We start from the raw sequence: 15958 nt of genomic DNA, 5'->3' as shown, positions 1-15958 counted from the left end.
AAAATGGGCCCTGCATACCTAAAAATGAGGTTTTAGAAAATAGTGCTGTCAAACTCAAGAAAAGATTGGCTAAAGATCATTTGCTGGGACACCAAACTGCAACAATTGTTACGCAAGTATGACTATCCATACATTGCAGATGACACCAATTTTGTAAATGCAGAAGTGGGCATTACAACTTGTGAAGCCCTTATCGCCCGCAATGGCAGCGTACTGGTATCAAGTGCACAGCAAAGCGGTCGCAGGTTGAGTGTTTATCCGCATACACATATTGTGCTGGCCTATACATCTCAATTGGTAATGGATTTAAAAGACGGTTTTGCACTTTTAAAAGAAAAATATGAGGAACGCTTACCGTCAAATATTACCGTAATTACCGGACCTAGCCGTACTGCAGATATCGAAAAAACATTGGTATTGGGGGCTCATGGTCCTAAAGAATTATATGTTTTTTTAATTGACGACTTAAATCCCGATTTTAAAGCCCTTGGATCTCAGGTTGAATTAGACCTTTAGTCTGCTATTCCATAGACGGCCAGCCAAACAGTTTTTCTTTATGGCTTATTAATCCTTCATGATGGAAATTACAGACATGGGTTTTGACTTCAATAAAATCAGCTCGTTTTTATTTTTGTCTACTAAATCCCCTTCGGCTTGTTGATTACGCAGTTTCGGACAATATTTTGTACCCTTTGCTTTTTAAATAATCAAGTGCCAGCTGCTCTCGGTATTTCCCAAATCGTTATGTTGAGTCATAGGTATAGTTTTGAAGTATTAAGTTATAAGTTTTACGTTATTTTTGCAGCAAAATCCAGTTAATGTGATAATGAAAGAAGTGCAGTTTATAGATTGGGGCTTAATTGATTACAAAGAAGCTTGGGATAAGCAGGAAGCTATATTTTCGGAAACGGTTCGAATAAAAACTGAAAACCGCAATAACCAACCGAACTTACAAAAAGAAACCAATGACTATTTGGTCTTTTGCGAACACCCGCACGTTTATACTTTAGGAAAAAGCGGGAAGCCGGAGCACTTGTTACTCAATGATCAGGCTCTTAAAGAAAAAGAAGCAAGTTATTACAAAATAAACAGAGGTGGAGATATTACCTATCACGGCCCAGGACAGATTGTTGGCTACCCGATTTTTGATTTGGATCATTTTTTCACTGACATCCACAAGTATTTGCGTTTTTTGGAAGAGGCAATAATACTTACACTGGGAGAATATGGAGTAAAAGCAGGCAGATCAGAAGGACAAACCGGTGTGTGGCTGGATGCTGAAAACCCTTGGACTGCACGTAAAATTTGCGCAATGGGCGTTCGCTGTAGTCGCTGGGTAACAATGCATGGATTTGCATTTAATGTTAACGCCAACCTCGACTATTTTAACAACATTGTTCCTTGTGGAATTAGTGACAAAGCCGTAACCTCATTAAATAAAGAGTTGGGCCATGATGTTGACATCAACGAAACAAAAGAAATCTTAAAAAGAAAGCTTTGCGAACTTTTTGAGATGCATCTAATTTAATTTCAATCATCAACAATATCATTAACCTTTCAAAGCTTTTGTTTTTCTATGACAAATCAAAGACTAACTTACCTCGCACTGGGTGACTCATATACTATCGGCGAAGCCGTTGAAGTTGCTGACCGCTATCCGGTTCAATTGGTACAATTGCTGGCTAAAGAAGGCATATCTATTGAAAGTCCTGAAATAATAGCAACTACCGGCTGGACCACTGATGAACTAATGAAAGGCATCGAACAGGCTCAGTTATCTAAAACCTTCGATATTGTCACCCTGCTAATTGGAGTTAATAATCAATACCGCAAAAGAAGCACGCAAGCCTACCGAAGCCAATTCCGCAGGCTATTACGTATTGCTAATAAATTTGCAAAAGGCAATAGAAAACATGTTTTTGTACTATCAATCCCTGATTGGGGCGTTACTCCTTTTGCTCAAAACAGATGGGATACCCACGTGATTAAGGAAGAAATAAACAGATTTAACGAAGTAAATAAGGACGAAGCGCTAAACTATGGAGTGCATTACATCAACATAACTCCAACTTCTTATTTAGCGGAAAATGATTCAACCTTTATTGCTAGTGACAATTTACACTTTTCGGGCAAAATGTATGAGGAGTGGGCCAAACTAGCATTGTCTGCTGTTCGTAAAGAACTTCAATAAAATCTCAAATTCTTAAAAGTACTTAAAACAAAAAGTACTTTTAAGAACTCACCACTTTTTTTTATTTTCTCATTTTTATTTCGAAGGTCTATACCTCCCTCCAAGATCGATTTAAGATTGGCCAGATAAAACGTCCATCCTTCTGAGCATCCTAAATGATAATAGGCCTTTGATTGTGCATCAATTGGTATATTGCTTTGGGTTAGTTCCACAATCGTTTCACCTTCTTCAAGTTTTACTGATAGGCTTACAATACCTGCTTTCCCAAAACTAAACTTAAAGAAATCCTTCCCATTTATTTCTAACACCAAACCATGTTCAACGGTAGAATCATCATAGCCAAACCACATCCATTCGTATTCATCATTCAATTGAATAAACTCGTTGCTTTTTCGAACTCTTCCTTCTTTCGATTTAAATTCAGCCTTACGTAAAAACCAACTTTCTAAACCCGAAGGTGTTGTCCAGGCATTATAAACAGTTTCAATAGTTGTCTTTAAAGGAATCCTTTTAGTGAAGGCGGACCAATCATACGTTTCCATAGTTAAAGTAATTTTATCCTATTAAAGCTACCCAAGATTTGAAGATAAAATAAAGTCAATTTAAACGCTATCATTTCCTAATATTGGCCTTATGAAAAAAAAGTTATTGATTGTTTTATTTTTCCTTTTCACTTCATTCTTCGTTAATGCCCAGGACCAGTTAGTTATTAAGGCGGCCACAATTCCGTCACCTGATACAGTTTGGGTTTTTAGACCCTCAAATCCTACTCAAAAGAAAACACCGTTACTTTTCTTGCTCCATGGTTGGTCGGGTAGCTATAAACAATGGAATTCCATCATCGACCTGCAACAACTTGCGGATAACTACGGATTTCATATTGTTTGCCCTGATGGATTTTATGACTCATGGTATGTAAACTCAACTTTTGATCGTAAGCGACAATTTACCAGCTTTTTCTTCGACAAACTCTATCCCGAAATTGTTTCAAACTACCCCGTTGATACTTCACAAGTATTCATCAGCGGCTTGAGCATGGGAGGACATGGCGCTTTGAGTTTATACTGTGAACGGCCCGACCTCTTTAAAAGTGCTGGCAGTACCAGTGGTGGAGTTGATTTAAGCGTAATTGGCACTTTTAAGAATCAATACGGCATAAATAAGATTTTAGGGTCATTTAATGAATCAAAAGCTACCTGGGCTCATTTTTCGGTACTTACTAAAATTGAACGATTAAATGGGCTAAACAAGGAGTTTATTTTTGATTGTGGTACAGAAGATTTTTTCTATACCGCAAATAATGCTTTAAGAGCCAAATGTGATGAGCTCAAAATTAAAGCAACTTATATTTCTCAGCCAGGAAACCATAACAGGGAATACTGGAAGAAATCAATAGTTCAGCATATGTTGTTCTTTAAGGAATTAATACAGTCCAGTCATAATCAAGTTAAATCAGAATAAATCATTTCATTACTTTCGGCTAAAATTTAAATCGATGAAAAAAAAACTCTTGATGCTTATTACAGCGGGCATACTAACAATTACCTATGCTTTTGCTCAAAAAGCGATCATATTAAAACAGAATTTTCAAGTAGGTAAAAAATACAGCTATGCAATGCTCCTTAACCAAAACATTAATCAAGACATTATGGGGCAGAAAATAGACCTGAAACAGGTTATGGATATGACCTACTCCTTTGCTGTAAACAAAACACAAGGTGATAATAAAGACATTAAGGTTGTTTATGAAAAGGTGTATTCATTAACGGAGGCAATGGGAAATTCAAATGAGTATGACTCTTCAAAAGATGATGGCACAAGTAAAAATCCACTTAGTGCAATGAAAGGTGCAGGATTTAACATGCTTCTATCATCAAAAGGCGAAGTTAAATCTGTTACTGGTGTTGATAAAATGATTGATGCCATGATTCAAAAGGTTTCGAGTGATAGTGCGACTGCCCAAACGTTGAAAGAAACTCTAAAAAAACAATTCGGCAATGAAGCCATTAAAACCAGCATGGAAAATGCATTGAAAATTTATCCTGATCATCCAGTTAAAATTGGTGATTCATGGGAAGTGCAAACCGAGGTAAAGGCTGCCCTTCCTATGACCATGAAAACTGTTTATACTTTAAAAGAGCTAAAAAACAATAAAGCCATTATTGGCATAAGCGGAACAATTGGAGCAAACGGTCCCGCAGAAATAATGGGTTTTAGCATGCAAACCAACCTCACCGGTACCAATATCGGTGATATGATTGTTGATGTAAAATCGGGCTTACCTTTAACCAGCAACATCAAATTAAATATTAATGGAACTCTTAACGCAATGGGCCAAGACATTAAAATGAAAATTGAAGGCGAAAACAAAATATCTGCTAAAGAGTTGTAATTCTGTCCTGCTTTACCCATAAACAAAAGAAGAATGCTTACCGGCATTCTTCTTTTGTTTATGGAGTCCTTAATGACATTATCTTTTCTGACAAAATTTCATCCTGATAAATCTTTATATTACATCCCATGTCAGAAATCTGCCAATTTTCAACGGCAATACCCATTCAATTTATTTGGCACAATCTCTGTTAGTTGTGGGCATAACTATTAAAAAAATAATCATAGAACTATGGCATTAAATATTAAACCTATCGCAGACAGAGTAGTAGTAGAAGCTGCTCCTGCAGAAACGACTACCGCTGGCGGTATCATTATCCCTGATACAGCTAAAGAAAAACCTCAACAAGGAACTATCGTAGCAGTTGGCACCGGTAAAAAAGATGAGCCAATGACTGTGAAAGTGGGCGATACCGTTCTGTATGGCAAATACGCTGGTACTGAAATTACTGTAGAAGGTAAAGAGTATTTAATCATGCGCGAATCTGATATCTACGCGATTATCTAAATTTTTTAATGATAGAAAGAGAGAATACTATTTTCCTCCTTTATTCATTTCAAAGCAATCTAAAAAAGTTTAACAAACAAAAGACATGGCAAAACAAGTAAAATACAATGTTGAAGCACGCGACGCTTTAAAGCGTGGTGTTGATACTTTAGCAAACGCAGTTAAAGTAACCTTAGGTCCTAAAGGCCGTAACGTAATCATCGATAAAAAATTCGGAGCTCCTTCAATTACTAAAGACGGTGTTTCAGTTGCTAAAGAAATTGAATTAAAAGATTCTTTAGAAAACATGGGTGCTCAAATGGTAAAAGAAGTTGCCTCTAAAACTGCTGACATTGCTGGCGATGGAACTACTACTGCTACCGTTTTAGCTCAGGCTATTGTTACTGCAGGTATTAAAAACGTGGCTGCCGGTGCAAATCCAATGGATTTAAAACGCGGTATCGACAAAGCTGTTGCTGCTGTAATTGCAAACTTAAAACAACAGTCACAATCTGTAGGTGATGACAACAATAAAATCAAGCAAGTTGCTTCTATTTCAGCTAATAATGATGAAGTTATTGGTTCGTTAATCGCTGAGGCAATGGACAAAGTGAAAAAAGAAGGTGTTATTACTGTAGAAGAAGCAAAAGGTACTGATACTACTGTAGAAGTAGTTGAAGGTATGCAATTCGACCGTGGTTACCTTTCTCCATACTTTGTTACCAATGCCGACAAAATGGAAACTGAGTTAGAAAACCCTTATATTTTGATCTACGACAAGAAGATTTCTTCAATGAAAGAATTGCTTCCTGTTTTAGAAAAACAAGTTCAAACCGGTCGTCCTTTATTAATCATTGCTGAAGATTTAGAAGGCGAAGCTTTAGCAACATTAGTTGTTAACAAAATCCAAGGCCGTTTGAAAGTAGCTGCTGTTAAGGCTCCTGGTTTTGGCGATCGTCGTAAAGCAATGTTAGAGGACATCGCAATCTTAACTGGTGGCACTGTAATTTCTGAAGAGCGAGGTTACAAGTTAGAAAATGCTGACTTAACTTACTTGGGTCAGGCTGAGAAAGTGGTTATCGACAAAGATAATACTACTGTTATCAACGGTTCGGGAGAAAAAGCAAACATCGTTGCTCGCGTTAATCAGATCAAAGCTCAGATTGAAACAACAACATCTGACTATGATAAAGAAAAATTACAGGAGCGTTTGGCAAAATTAGCTGGTGGTGTTGCTGTTCTTTATGTTGGTGCTGCTACTGAAGTAGAGATGAAAGAGAAAAAAGACCGTGTTGATGATGCTTTACATGCAACTCGTGCAGCTGTTGAGGAAGGCATTGTTGCAGGCGGTGGTGTTGCCTTTATTCGTGCAATTTCTTCATTAGAAGGCTTAAAAGGCCATAATGATGACGAAACTACAGGTATCGCTATTATCAAGCGTGCAATTGAAGAACCTTTACGTCAAATTTGCGAAAATGCAGGCATTGAAGGTTCTATTGTAGTACAAAAAGTAAAAGAAGGTAGTGCTGATTTCGGTTACAATGCTCGTGAAAACCGTTACGAAAACTTAATTGCAGCGGGTGTAATTGACCCTACTAAAGTATCTCGTGTTGCTTTAGAGAATGCAGCTTCTATTGCTTCAATGTTGTTAACTACTGAGTGTGTATTAGCTGATGAGCCTTCAGAAGACGCTGGTCATGCTCATGGTGGAGCCCCTGGCATGGGTGGCATGGGTGGTATGATGTAATAATTTACCGTTCATTAACGAACTTATAAATCAAGAGCCCTTCTTATATCAAAGAAGGGCTCTTGATTTATTGATAATATTGCATTGCTTAATGGCGTACTCCACAATATTATCCCTTTCATATTCAGAATCCTTACGAGGTTGCCATTCCGTCCAAATCATAATAATATCATCATCAGGATAACTACCATCCCACTCCCCACAATGTGCATAAACTGTACCTGCAATTATTAGAAAAAGTTTATTCGTTGATGGCAAATCACTCAACGGTTTTTTTCAACATAACATGTATTTCCATACTCCTATTTAAGCCGAATGCCAGTCGACAATGAAAACTGCACATATAAATAAGATTCATCATTAAAAATCTTTACAGCCAAACAAGCAGCGCTCAATCTTTCATCTTTACAGGGTTAGCTAATCGTTATTCTCAAAATTGTTAGTATATTGATATAAGCCTTTTGAAAAATTTTATCTGTTAAATCATTGAATTATGGACAATTCGCAAGATTTTAAAAAGCAGGTATTGGAACTGTTTATTCAGAAAAAGGAGAATCTACTGGCCGAAACCAAAACGGATCAGCGATATAAAATTGATGGAGCGGAAGCTGACAAAATTGATACCGGAGGACTTTATGAAAGTACTACACAGCAACTACTTGATGAAGCTCAATTGCAAACACAGCCTATCAACTTTTTACAAGACGAGATAAGAACTCTGAAATCAATAAATACTCAAAACAAACCTGACAAAGTTACTTTTGGAGCGCTAGTACAAACAAACTATGCCTATTTTTTAATCGGAGCAGCCCAGGAGCCTTTTTTTTATGATAGTATAAAGTTTATTGGACTTTCTATCGGAGCACCATTATATCAGAAAATGACTGGACTAAAAGTAAACTCTGAATTTCACTTCAACGGAATTAAATACGTTATTATTGATATTTTTTAATTTCTACTCTAATTTAAATACCTCACCTACAATAAAATTTCTGATCCTTAGTTTTAGAGAAAACTAAAACTATGAAGTTCTTCAGAAAAAAAGATTTAAAGCAAGACGAATTACCTCAACAGTCAATCTTACGAGAATGGCTGGGAGCCTTGACTTTTGCCCTTGTAATGGCCACTATAATCAATACTTTTTTCATGCAGCTATATGCTGTTCCAACAGGGTCAATGGAAAAATCAGTATATATTGGTGACCGAATATATGTCAGTAAGCTACATTATGGAGCTCGATTGCCTATAACTCCGCTCTCAATACCTTTGATGCACAATACCCTTCCTTTAGGCAATAACTTAAATTCTTACTTCAGTGGTTTGCAAGCTCCTTATTTTCGTTTACCTGGAATTTCTTCCGTACAGCGCGGAGATGTAGTAGTATTCAACTTTCCTCTAGATAAAGATTCTCAAGGAAATTACCGTCCTATTGATAAAAAGGAGAATTATGTAAAACGTTGTGTTGCATTACCAAACGATGTTCTTACAATAAGAAACGGGAAATTGTTTATTAATAGCAAACCTGCCGAAATAAAAGAGCGTGAACAAATGGAATATTTTGTCACTACTGATGGTTCATCATTTAGCAGTGAGTTTCTAAAGCAATTAGACATTCGTAAATTTGATGGTACACCTTCGGCTAACAATGATATTATACCATTGCCAGACAATCAGTATTTCATGTTCTTATCAGAAATGCAAGCTGAATTATTGTCACAAAATCCTATTGTTAAAAAGATTCAAAAACATGTTTTACCTGCGGGTGAACGAGAAACCGAAGTGTTTCAACCATCCAATACGAGCTGGAATCGGGACAATTATGGCCCATTGACCATTCCTGTCAAGGGCACTAGGGTTAAATTAACAAATGAAAATTTACCGCTTTACAAAAACATCATTGAAGTTTATGAAAACAACACATTAACGGTTAATGACACGGGCATTTTCATCAATGGACATAAACAGGATACTTATTCATTTAAATTGGATTATTATTTCATGATGGGTGATAATCGTCATAACTCAGAAGACTCAAGAAGCTGGGGCTTTGTACCTGAAGATCATATTGTAGGGAAGCCACTTTTTGTATACCTTTCGTTTAATGAACGTGGAACTATTTTTGATAAAATTAGATGGAATAGAATCTTTAAAACTATAAACGATTGATAATTACATTTTGCTAATGCAATTTAATTGTAAAAATTTAAACCTTATGGTAACACACTGATTTTCAAGGTTTAAATTTGCAAGCTGAAAAAAAAATAGCAGACGATGAGAGAAAAACGGGTGTTGCATTTTTTATTACTATGGATTTGTTTATTGGCTTTATCCGCGCAGTCATGCAGTAAAGCTGATATTAATCCACCTGTAAAAAATGAATTATTACCTCAGGGAGGCAGTGGCGTTCCGGGAATAGCCCTTACATTGTATTCCATTCATGGAAATTCAATTGAAAAAAAAGGCGATTATAAAGTTGGTGATTCATTATTAACCTATCAATCTGATGCGGCAAAACATTGGCAAATGTGGGAATATTTTACTCGATTAATTCCCCAAGAGTACCGCAATAAGATTACTGAGTTAGCTATTATTTATAGCAATCATAAAGTAGCGGGCTATGTACAACCGCTTAAAAAAGATTTAAGTGAGTGGCGACTGGCTTTATCAATAGACATTAGTGATAATCTAAATCAGGTAAATCTACGACAAGGGTTTTCATATGTTTTAGTACATGAATTTGGCCATGTTTTAACATTAAACGACACTCAAATTGATGCAGTTTCAACTGATAATTGTACCACTTATAAGATAGATCGTGGCTGTATGCGCCCCGAATCCTATATCTATAAACATTTTCAGTTGGATTGGATTCAGCTAATAAATGAATATAACACTATAGGTACCGACAATAAAGACGCTTTGCATAGCTTTTGGTTAAAGTATAAAAGTAATTTCGTTAGTGAATATGCATCAACAAGCATTAATGAAGATATAGCAGAGACCTTTGCATACTTTGTTATCCTTGCCCAAAAACCTACAGGATCAACAATCGCCGATAAGAAAATTCAATTAATGTATACTCAGCCTCAGTTGGTCGATATCAGAAATCGGATACGAAACAACCCTGATGTGGTTGCTATTAGCAGTGCTCAGCTGAAGGTATTCTCTACAGAAAGCATGAGAAATACCAAAGAACGACCAGTAGTTATTCAATAGCCAATCAAAACGAATTAAAAAACAAAAGGCCTCGATTCAGTGAATCGGGGCCTTTATAGTTATTTCATATTGAGGTTAACTTTGCATACGCTCAGGCATAACCGCATTTGGATCATCAATATCTGTAACATTGATTGCTTCAACCGAAGCAATTTCAGGAACCTCACGCTTAACAGCTTGCTCAATTCCTGCCTTTAAGGTCATAATACTCATTGGACATGATCCGCATGAACCCAGAAGTTTCAATTTCAATACATTTTCGTCTGTTACTTCCAATACTTCAACATTACCACCATCCGCTTCTAAATATGGACGAATTTGGTTTAAGGCACTTTCAACTTTATTTAACAGTTCTGCGTTACTCATGCTAAAAATTTTTTTTAGTCTTTTTGCAAAGATAAGAAAATAATTATACTACTAACTCTTTATTAGCCAAGGCGTTTTGTATAGCAATCTGTTGAGCCATTTTCTCGGCTATATCATCAAAGGCCATTGCCACCGGATTTCCATTTTCCAAAGCAATGGGTTCTCCCTTGTCACCTCCTTCACTAACGGTCATAACGATCGGAAGTTCACCTAAAAACGGCACATCAAACTGTGTGGCCAATGTTTTACCTCCGTCTTTACCAAAAATATAGTATTTATTATTCGGTAATTCTGCAGGGGTAAAATATGACATATTTTCAACGACCCCTAAAATCGGAACTTTAACGCCTTCCATTCTAAACATTCCTGCACCTTTTCTCGCATCAGCCAAGGCCACGTTTTGCGGGGTGGTAACAATCACCACTCCTGCAACAGGAAATCCTTGAGCCAATGTTATATGAACATCTCCTGTTCCCGGAGGCGTATCAACAATTAAATAATCCAATTCCCCCCATTCTGCATCATTAAATAGCTGTTTAATGGCCGATGAAACCATTGGTCCACGCCATGGAATAGCCTGATTGGGATCGGTAAAAAAACCTATAGACAATAACTTTATACCATATTTTTCTATAGGTTGAATTTTATTTTGCCCGTTCACCTGTACCATAAATGGTTTAGCATTTTCAAGATTGAACATGATAGGAATTGAAGGGCCATAGATGTCACCGTCAATCAATCCAACTTTTGCACCTTTTTTTGCAAGAGCAAGGGCAAGGTTTACAGCAACAGTTGATTTACCAACACCACCTTTACCAGAAGCAATGGCTATAATGTTTTTAATATTACTAAAAGTATTGGTGCTTTTAGTGGTTACCCTTGAAGTCATATTTATTTCCACCTCTGCATCCTTATCAACAAAATGTTTGATTGCATTTACACATGCGTTTCTGATAAGGTCTTTTAGCGGGCATGCCGGTGTGGTAAGAATTACGGAAAAGCTCACCTTCTTTCCATCCACTTTCACATCCTCTACCATTTTTAGAGTTACTATATCTTTCTTAAGATCAGGCTCCTCAACGTTGCTAAGAGCGGCTAAAACTTGTTCCGTAGTAATCATTTAGTGTTAATATGTTAAGAATTTTCATCAAAATTAACTAAAAAAATAGGATATTTTGGTTTTTGTTTAGTTAGCATAGTACTATCAATTAAATACCTGTAAAACAATGGCCACCGTAAACCTTTGCATAAGACCCGATATGAAAGATAGCAATGGGCTCATTCCCATTTATATGATCTTTCAGCATAGAGGTAAACGTTTTAAACACTTTACAGGATTAAAAGTTCCTGAAGAAAACTGGGATTCCCAAAAACAGCAAGTGGTTGAATTAAACGGCAATACCGACAGGTGGAACAGTACGCTTGAAATGCAAAAAATAAAGCTACTCAATGCTTCCCATCATGTTTTACAAGACCATAAAGATGCAGACGTCCAAGAAATAAAAGAGGCTTTTTACAGAGATCTTTTTAAATCGGGCAGTGAGTTCTTTGCCGAACTAGCTAACTTTATTGACGAATCCCGAAAAACAAAAAAAGAAAGTACCGTTTTCGTTTACGAAACACTTATCAAAGACCTCAAGCTTTTTGAAGATGCCGATGATTATCGCATCAGTTTTCATAACCTTAACTCAGAGTTTTATATAGCGTTCACCCGTTTCCTAGAAAAAACATTAAACAATACCAATAACACCATTAGTAAAAAAATTAAAGCACTTAAGGCGTTCTTACATTATGCATCGGACAAAAAGCTAATGCAAACTGCCGAATTTGAGGCGTTCGGCACCAAAACTATTGAATCACCAAAACTTTCGCTTACAGATAGTGAAGTGGAGCGGCTTTATACGTTAAATCTGAGCTTAAATAAAGAATTAGCTGTAATCAGAGACATCTTTATGTTTGGCTGTGTTACCGGCCTTAAGTATTCCGATATTATAAAACTTAAGGTTGATGAAGTTACTGACGGAAAGTTGCTCATCATCAATCAATATACCTTTATTAAGACACGTATTCCAATGAATAATTATGCTCAATTTATTCTGAAAAAATACATGCCCGAGAAAGGATATTGTTTTCCTTTCGTACAAAATGTTTATGCCAATAAGCATTTAAAAACCTTGGGCAAAATGGCTGGCATTGATGCTCCAATTACAGTTAGCGTTCATAAAGGAGATAAAATCATTGAAAAGCAAAAACCTAAATACGAATTAATTACTACTGACACTGCCAGATATACCTATGCAGCGTTATCTTTGCGCGCTGGTATGCGCCCGGAATTGCTGATTCAGGTACTTGGTCAAAAAACGATTAATGCTTTACTAGAATACAGCTATTTCAGCAGCCCAATGAATGATTTTGAGATGGTAGATTGTTGGAATAAAAAATTCTTTTAGGTTTTGAAAATATTTCTGAAAAAGTACTGGTGGATATTCGCCATTTTTATTGTTTTAATAGGCATTGGCATAGCTGTGCTTTTTGCTAAACGTGAAGAAATCCTTAATAAAACAATAACAAAAATTACAAAGGCCCAGCTTACAAGGAATCAACTCGATATTAAAATTGAGAATGCCCGTTTTGTTGGTCTTAGTTCTGTTCGGTTTGATAAAATTACTGTTGTACCGCTTCAAAAAGACACCTTACTTTCCATTTCCAACTTTGAAGTTAAGGTGCGGCTTTTACCTTTAATCCTGGGAGATGTTAAGCTTGCTTCTGTTCAACTTAATAATGGAAAACTGAGCTTGGTTAACCGCAACGGGGTTAAGAATTATGACTTCTTACTGAAAGAACATAAACGCGATACCACTCAAAAATCAGAACTGGATTTAGCCAAATTGGCTAACCGGCTTATTAACCAAGTGCTTTATAAAGTGCCTGACAATATGGAGCTGCGCAATTTTGAAGCTTCATTTACAGAAACTGACAGCTCCAGAACCACAAGCATAATAGCCAAAGAAATTTTAATAGACGATCAGGAACTTAAATCCACTTTTATAATTAATAGAGGCGAAGCCGTTTGGCACTGCTCAGGTACGGTTGATGGCGGAGATAAAGAAATGGACGTTAAACTTTATGCTGATGGAAAAAAAGTGGAACTTCCCTTTCTTGAACAGAAATTCGGCCTAAAACTAAATGTTGACACCGTTATGACTCGCATGGATGGAACCAGTTACCATAGAGGGGAACTAACCATTAAAGGAGCCTGGGGAGTTCGTAACTTGTTAATTAACCATCCGAAAATTGCCTCAAAAGATATTGTAGTTGATAATGGTTCCATTGATGCCACTATGGTTATTGGTAAGAACTTCTTATCACTGGATAGTGCTTCAACCATTCATTTACGAAACCTTGAAGCTCATCCGTTTATAAAATACACTTTAAAACCATCAAAAGTGTATGAACTTAAAATGAGTACCGATTGGGTAAATGCTCAGGATTTTTTTAATGCATTCCCTATAGGTATGTTTGAATCCTTAGAAGGATTAAAGGTCTCAGGAAAACTTAAATATGGATTAGATTTTTACTTGGAAGATAAGGATCCTGATAACTGCCGTTTTGATTCTCGTTTGGAGAAAAAAGATTTTAAAATCTTGAAATTCGGAGTAGTAAACCTTCAAAAAATCAATGCTCCGTTTGTATATACTCCTTACGAATATGGCAAGCCAATGCGTAATATTACAATAGGACCTGAAAACCCAAATTACACCCCTTATAATCAGATTTGCAATTATTTAAAAAATGCTATCTTAACAGCCGAAGATTACGCGTTCTTTAAACATAAAGGATTCTTTGAAGAGGCAATCAGAAAATCAATTGTTACCAACTACAAGGCCAAAAGCTTTAAGCGAGGGGGTAGTACAATTTCTATGCAATTAGTAAAAAATATATACCTGAGCCGACAAAAAACAATGGCTCGTAAGATAGAAGAAATGCTAATTGTTTGGCTCATTGAAAACAACCGACTCACCAGCAAAGAACGTATGTACGAGGTATACCTCAACATTATTGAATGGGCACCAAACGTATACGGAGTTGGAGAAGCGGCTAGGTTTTATTTTGCTAAGAATCCCTCGGAATTAAACCTTGGGGAATCAATGTTTTTGGCTAGTATTATACCTAGTCCAAAGCGTTATCGTTATCAATTTTACCCTAATGGAGCATTGAAGCAACGTATTAGCGGCTATTATTTTAATTTAATAAGCGGGCTAATGCTAAAACGAGGAATGATTACCGAAGAAGACCGTGCTTCTATGTACAATGTAATTCTTCGTGGGCCTGCTCGAAATTACGTTATAACTGATACATCGGCAGTTGATACAACGATTAACGATGTTGACGAATTTGCTCCTCAACAAATAATGGAAGAGGAGCCGGTTAAAACTAAAACAGAAACTATTGACCAACAAGAAACAAAGTCAGTGGTTACAGAGCCTGTTATAGAAAAGAGTAAAGCAGAAATACGACGTCAGGAACGTGAGGAGAAAAGGAAAAAGCGTAGGGAGGAAAAAGAAAAGGAACAACAATTAATTAACCAGTAACAACCTAAATATTAAACATAAACTCGAAAGCCAATGAAGAGAAGTTTACACTTAATCTGGATTTTTCTTACGTTTTTTATCTTTACTGCTAATGCACAAAATGTCACATTAAAAGGTAAGATAGTTGAAGATGTTCCTGAGGCGTACCCAATTCCGAATGCCACTTTAACAATTTCTAACACTAAACTTATTTATTCGGCAAATAAAAACGGAGAGTTCTCCATTAGCATCCCTGAAAAAAACAAGGTAGATAGCTTAATAATCACCTCATTAGGGTATAAAGCCAAAGTCATCAGTATTAAAGATATGCTTAAAACGCAGTTCTCAACTGTAAAGTTAAAATCGGCGTTTCTTCAACTTGACGATGTTGTTGTAAATGCCAAAAAAGCAACAAAACTTTACGTAGGAAGCGATAAGGAAAGAAGTTTCGGCAAGTACTGTCCCTTCCCTGAACTTCAGCATGCATTTTATATCCCTAACGACAATAATACTACCGGCATTATTCGTTCTGTTCGCTTCTTCATTCGAGAATGTGAAAACGGTGTAATTGACGCTCCTTTCCGTGTAAAGCTTTATGGGAAAGCCGACATGCGTGATTATCCAGGACAAGAGTTAATTCAGGATGCGATTATTGCACGTGCACAAAAAAACAATGAATGGCTTTCTGTAGATATTTCACAGTATAATGTTGAAGTCCCTTATGATGGATTCTTTATCGTTCTTGAAATTCTGCCATTACAGTACTATTCATCGGAGGTTACTAGTACCGAAACCACTTATGATGGCAACAAAATCACGGTAATGCATTACCCTGCGCCTGCAATTGGTTATGAAAAACTAGAGGAAGGATTGATTGCTCGTTCATGGAGACGTTACGGCATTAACAAATGGGAAAAAGTTGATCAATACAACTACATGATGGGGGCCAATATCACTGCCGACTGATTTATTTCTACAATTAATTATCA

16 protein-coding genes and 1 pseudogene are annotated in these 15958 nt (G+C 36.5%); 13 read left to right on the top strand and 4 right to left on the bottom strand.

Annotation, left to right across the window (positions count from 1 at the left end):
- Nucleotides 1–60 precede the first annotated feature (60 nt).
- The 3 genes and pseudogenes from L2B55_RS02715 to L2B55_RS02705 form a co-directional block, all read left to right on the top strand.
- A pseudogene (locus L2B55_RS02715) lies at nucleotides 61–516 on the top strand (LutC/YkgG family protein); the annotation flags it as partial.
- A 310-nt stretch (nucleotides 517–826) separates the two neighbouring features.
- The gene (gene lipB, locus L2B55_RS02710; protein ID WP_237848754.1) at nucleotides 827–1528 is read left to right on the top strand and encodes a lipoyl(octanoyl) transferase LipB; all 702 of its coding nucleotides are present in this window, start codon (nucleotides 827–829) and stop codon (nucleotides 1526–1528) included.
- A gap of 48 nt (nucleotides 1529–1576) precedes the next feature.
- On the top strand, nucleotides 1577–2191 hold the full coding sequence (locus L2B55_RS02705) for an SGNH/GDSL hydrolase family protein (protein WP_237848753.1): 615 nt from the start codon (nucleotides 1577–1579) through the stop codon (nucleotides 2189–2191).
- Here the strand turns inward: L2B55_RS02705 and L2B55_RS02700 are convergent.
- Nucleotides 2185–2733, bottom strand: coding sequence for an SRPBCC family protein (locus tag L2B55_RS02700; RefSeq protein WP_237848752.1), 549 nt, complete (start codon nucleotides 2731–2733; stop codon nucleotides 2185–2187). The two genes, L2B55_RS02705 and L2B55_RS02700, sit on opposite strands and share 7 nt — an antisense overlap.
- Before the next feature lie 91 nt (nucleotides 2734–2824).
- Between L2B55_RS02700 and L2B55_RS02695 the strand changes: the two genes are divergently transcribed.
- The 4 genes from L2B55_RS02695 to groL all read left to right on the top strand — a co-directional run bounded on the left by L2B55_RS02695 (nucleotide 2825) and on the right by groL (nucleotide 6816).
- Nucleotides 2825–3652 (top strand): alpha/beta hydrolase, encoded by an 828-nt coding sequence (locus L2B55_RS02695; protein ID WP_237848751.1) that lies wholly within the window; start codon nucleotides 2825–2827, stop codon nucleotides 3650–3652.
- Nucleotides 3653–3686: 34 nt separating this feature from the next.
- Entirely contained in the window at nucleotides 3687–4583 is an 897-nt protein-coding gene (locus L2B55_RS02690) for a DUF6263 family protein (protein WP_237848750.1), read from the top strand.
- Between the two features lie 231 nt (nucleotides 4584–4814).
- The gene (locus L2B55_RS02685) at nucleotides 4815–5090 is read left to right on the top strand and encodes a co-chaperone GroES (protein WP_237848749.1); all 276 of its coding nucleotides are present in this window, start codon (nucleotides 4815–4817) and stop codon (nucleotides 5088–5090) included.
- Between the two features lie 85 nt (nucleotides 5091–5175).
- Nucleotides 5176–6816 carry a chaperonin GroEL gene (groL, locus tag L2B55_RS02680; protein WP_237848748.1) on the top strand — a complete coding sequence of 547 codons (1641 nt, stop codon included), beginning with the start codon at nucleotides 5176–5178 and terminating at the stop codon, nucleotides 6814–6816.
- A 48-nt stretch (nucleotides 6817–6864) separates the two neighbouring features.
- Here the strand turns inward: groL and L2B55_RS02675 are convergent, their stop codons facing one another.
- Entirely contained in the window at nucleotides 6865–7083 is a 219-nt protein-coding gene (locus L2B55_RS02675) for a hypothetical protein (protein WP_237848747.1), read from the bottom strand.
- 226 nt (nucleotides 7084–7309) lie between these two features.
- Between L2B55_RS02675 and L2B55_RS02670 the strand changes: the two genes are divergently transcribed.
- The 3 genes from L2B55_RS02670 (at nucleotide 7310) to L2B55_RS02660 (ending at nucleotide 10032) form a co-directional block, all read left to right on the top strand.
- Nucleotides 7310–7768, top strand: a complete 459-nt coding sequence (locus tag L2B55_RS02670) for a hypothetical protein (RefSeq protein ID WP_237848746.1) — start codon at nucleotides 7310–7312, stop codon at nucleotides 7766–7768.
- Between the two features lie 71 nt (nucleotides 7769–7839).
- On the top strand, nucleotides 7840–8982 hold the full coding sequence (lepB, locus tag L2B55_RS02665) for a signal peptidase I (protein WP_237848745.1): 1143 nt from the start codon (nucleotides 7840–7842) through the stop codon (nucleotides 8980–8982).
- Between the two features lie 105 nt (nucleotides 8983–9087).
- Nucleotides 9088–10032: a zinc-binding metallopeptidase gene (locus L2B55_RS02660; protein ID WP_237848744.1), complete on the top strand. Its 945-nt coding sequence runs from the start codon at nucleotides 9088–9090 to the stop codon at nucleotides 10030–10032.
- A 75-nt stretch (nucleotides 10033–10107) separates the two neighbouring features.
- Here L2B55_RS02660 and L2B55_RS02655 read toward each other — a convergent pair whose 3' ends face one another.
- Nucleotides 10108–10398 carry a NifU family protein gene (locus L2B55_RS02655; RefSeq protein ID WP_237848743.1) on the bottom strand — a complete coding sequence of 97 codons (291 nt, stop codon included), beginning with the start codon at nucleotides 10396–10398 and terminating at the stop codon, nucleotides 10108–10110.
- Between the two features lie 43 nt (nucleotides 10399–10441).
- Entirely contained in the window at nucleotides 10442–11518 is a 1077-nt protein-coding gene (locus L2B55_RS02650; RefSeq protein WP_237848742.1) for an Mrp/NBP35 family ATP-binding protein, read from the bottom strand.
- Nucleotides 11519–11624: 106 nt separating this feature from the next.
- Here L2B55_RS02650 and L2B55_RS02645 point away from each other — a divergent pair, with 106 nt between their 5' ends.
- The 3 genes from L2B55_RS02645 to L2B55_RS02635 are packed head-to-tail and all read left to right on the top strand — an operon-like array spanning nucleotide 11625 to nucleotide 15935.
- On the top strand, nucleotides 11625–12848 hold the full coding sequence (locus L2B55_RS02645) for a site-specific integrase (RefSeq protein WP_237848741.1): 1224 nt from the start codon (nucleotides 11625–11627) through the stop codon (nucleotides 12846–12848).
- Between the two features lie 3 nt (nucleotides 12849–12851).
- Nucleotides 12852–14990: a biosynthetic peptidoglycan transglycosylase gene (locus L2B55_RS02640; protein ID WP_237848740.1), complete on the top strand. Its 2139-nt coding sequence runs from the start codon at nucleotides 12852–12854 to the stop codon at nucleotides 14988–14990.
- Nucleotides 14991–15023: 33 nt separating this feature from the next.
- Entirely contained in the window at nucleotides 15024–15935 is a 912-nt protein-coding gene (locus L2B55_RS02635) for a carboxypeptidase-like regulatory domain-containing protein (protein WP_237848739.1), read from the top strand.
- Nucleotides 15936–15958: the final 23 nt, after the last annotated feature.

It is taken from the genome of Solitalea lacus (assembly GCF_022014595.1).
GTDB lineage: Bacteria > Bacteroidota > Bacteroidia > Sphingobacteriales > Sphingobacteriaceae > Solitalea > Solitalea lacus.
This window is presented reverse-complemented; position numbering and strand designations above follow the sequence as displayed.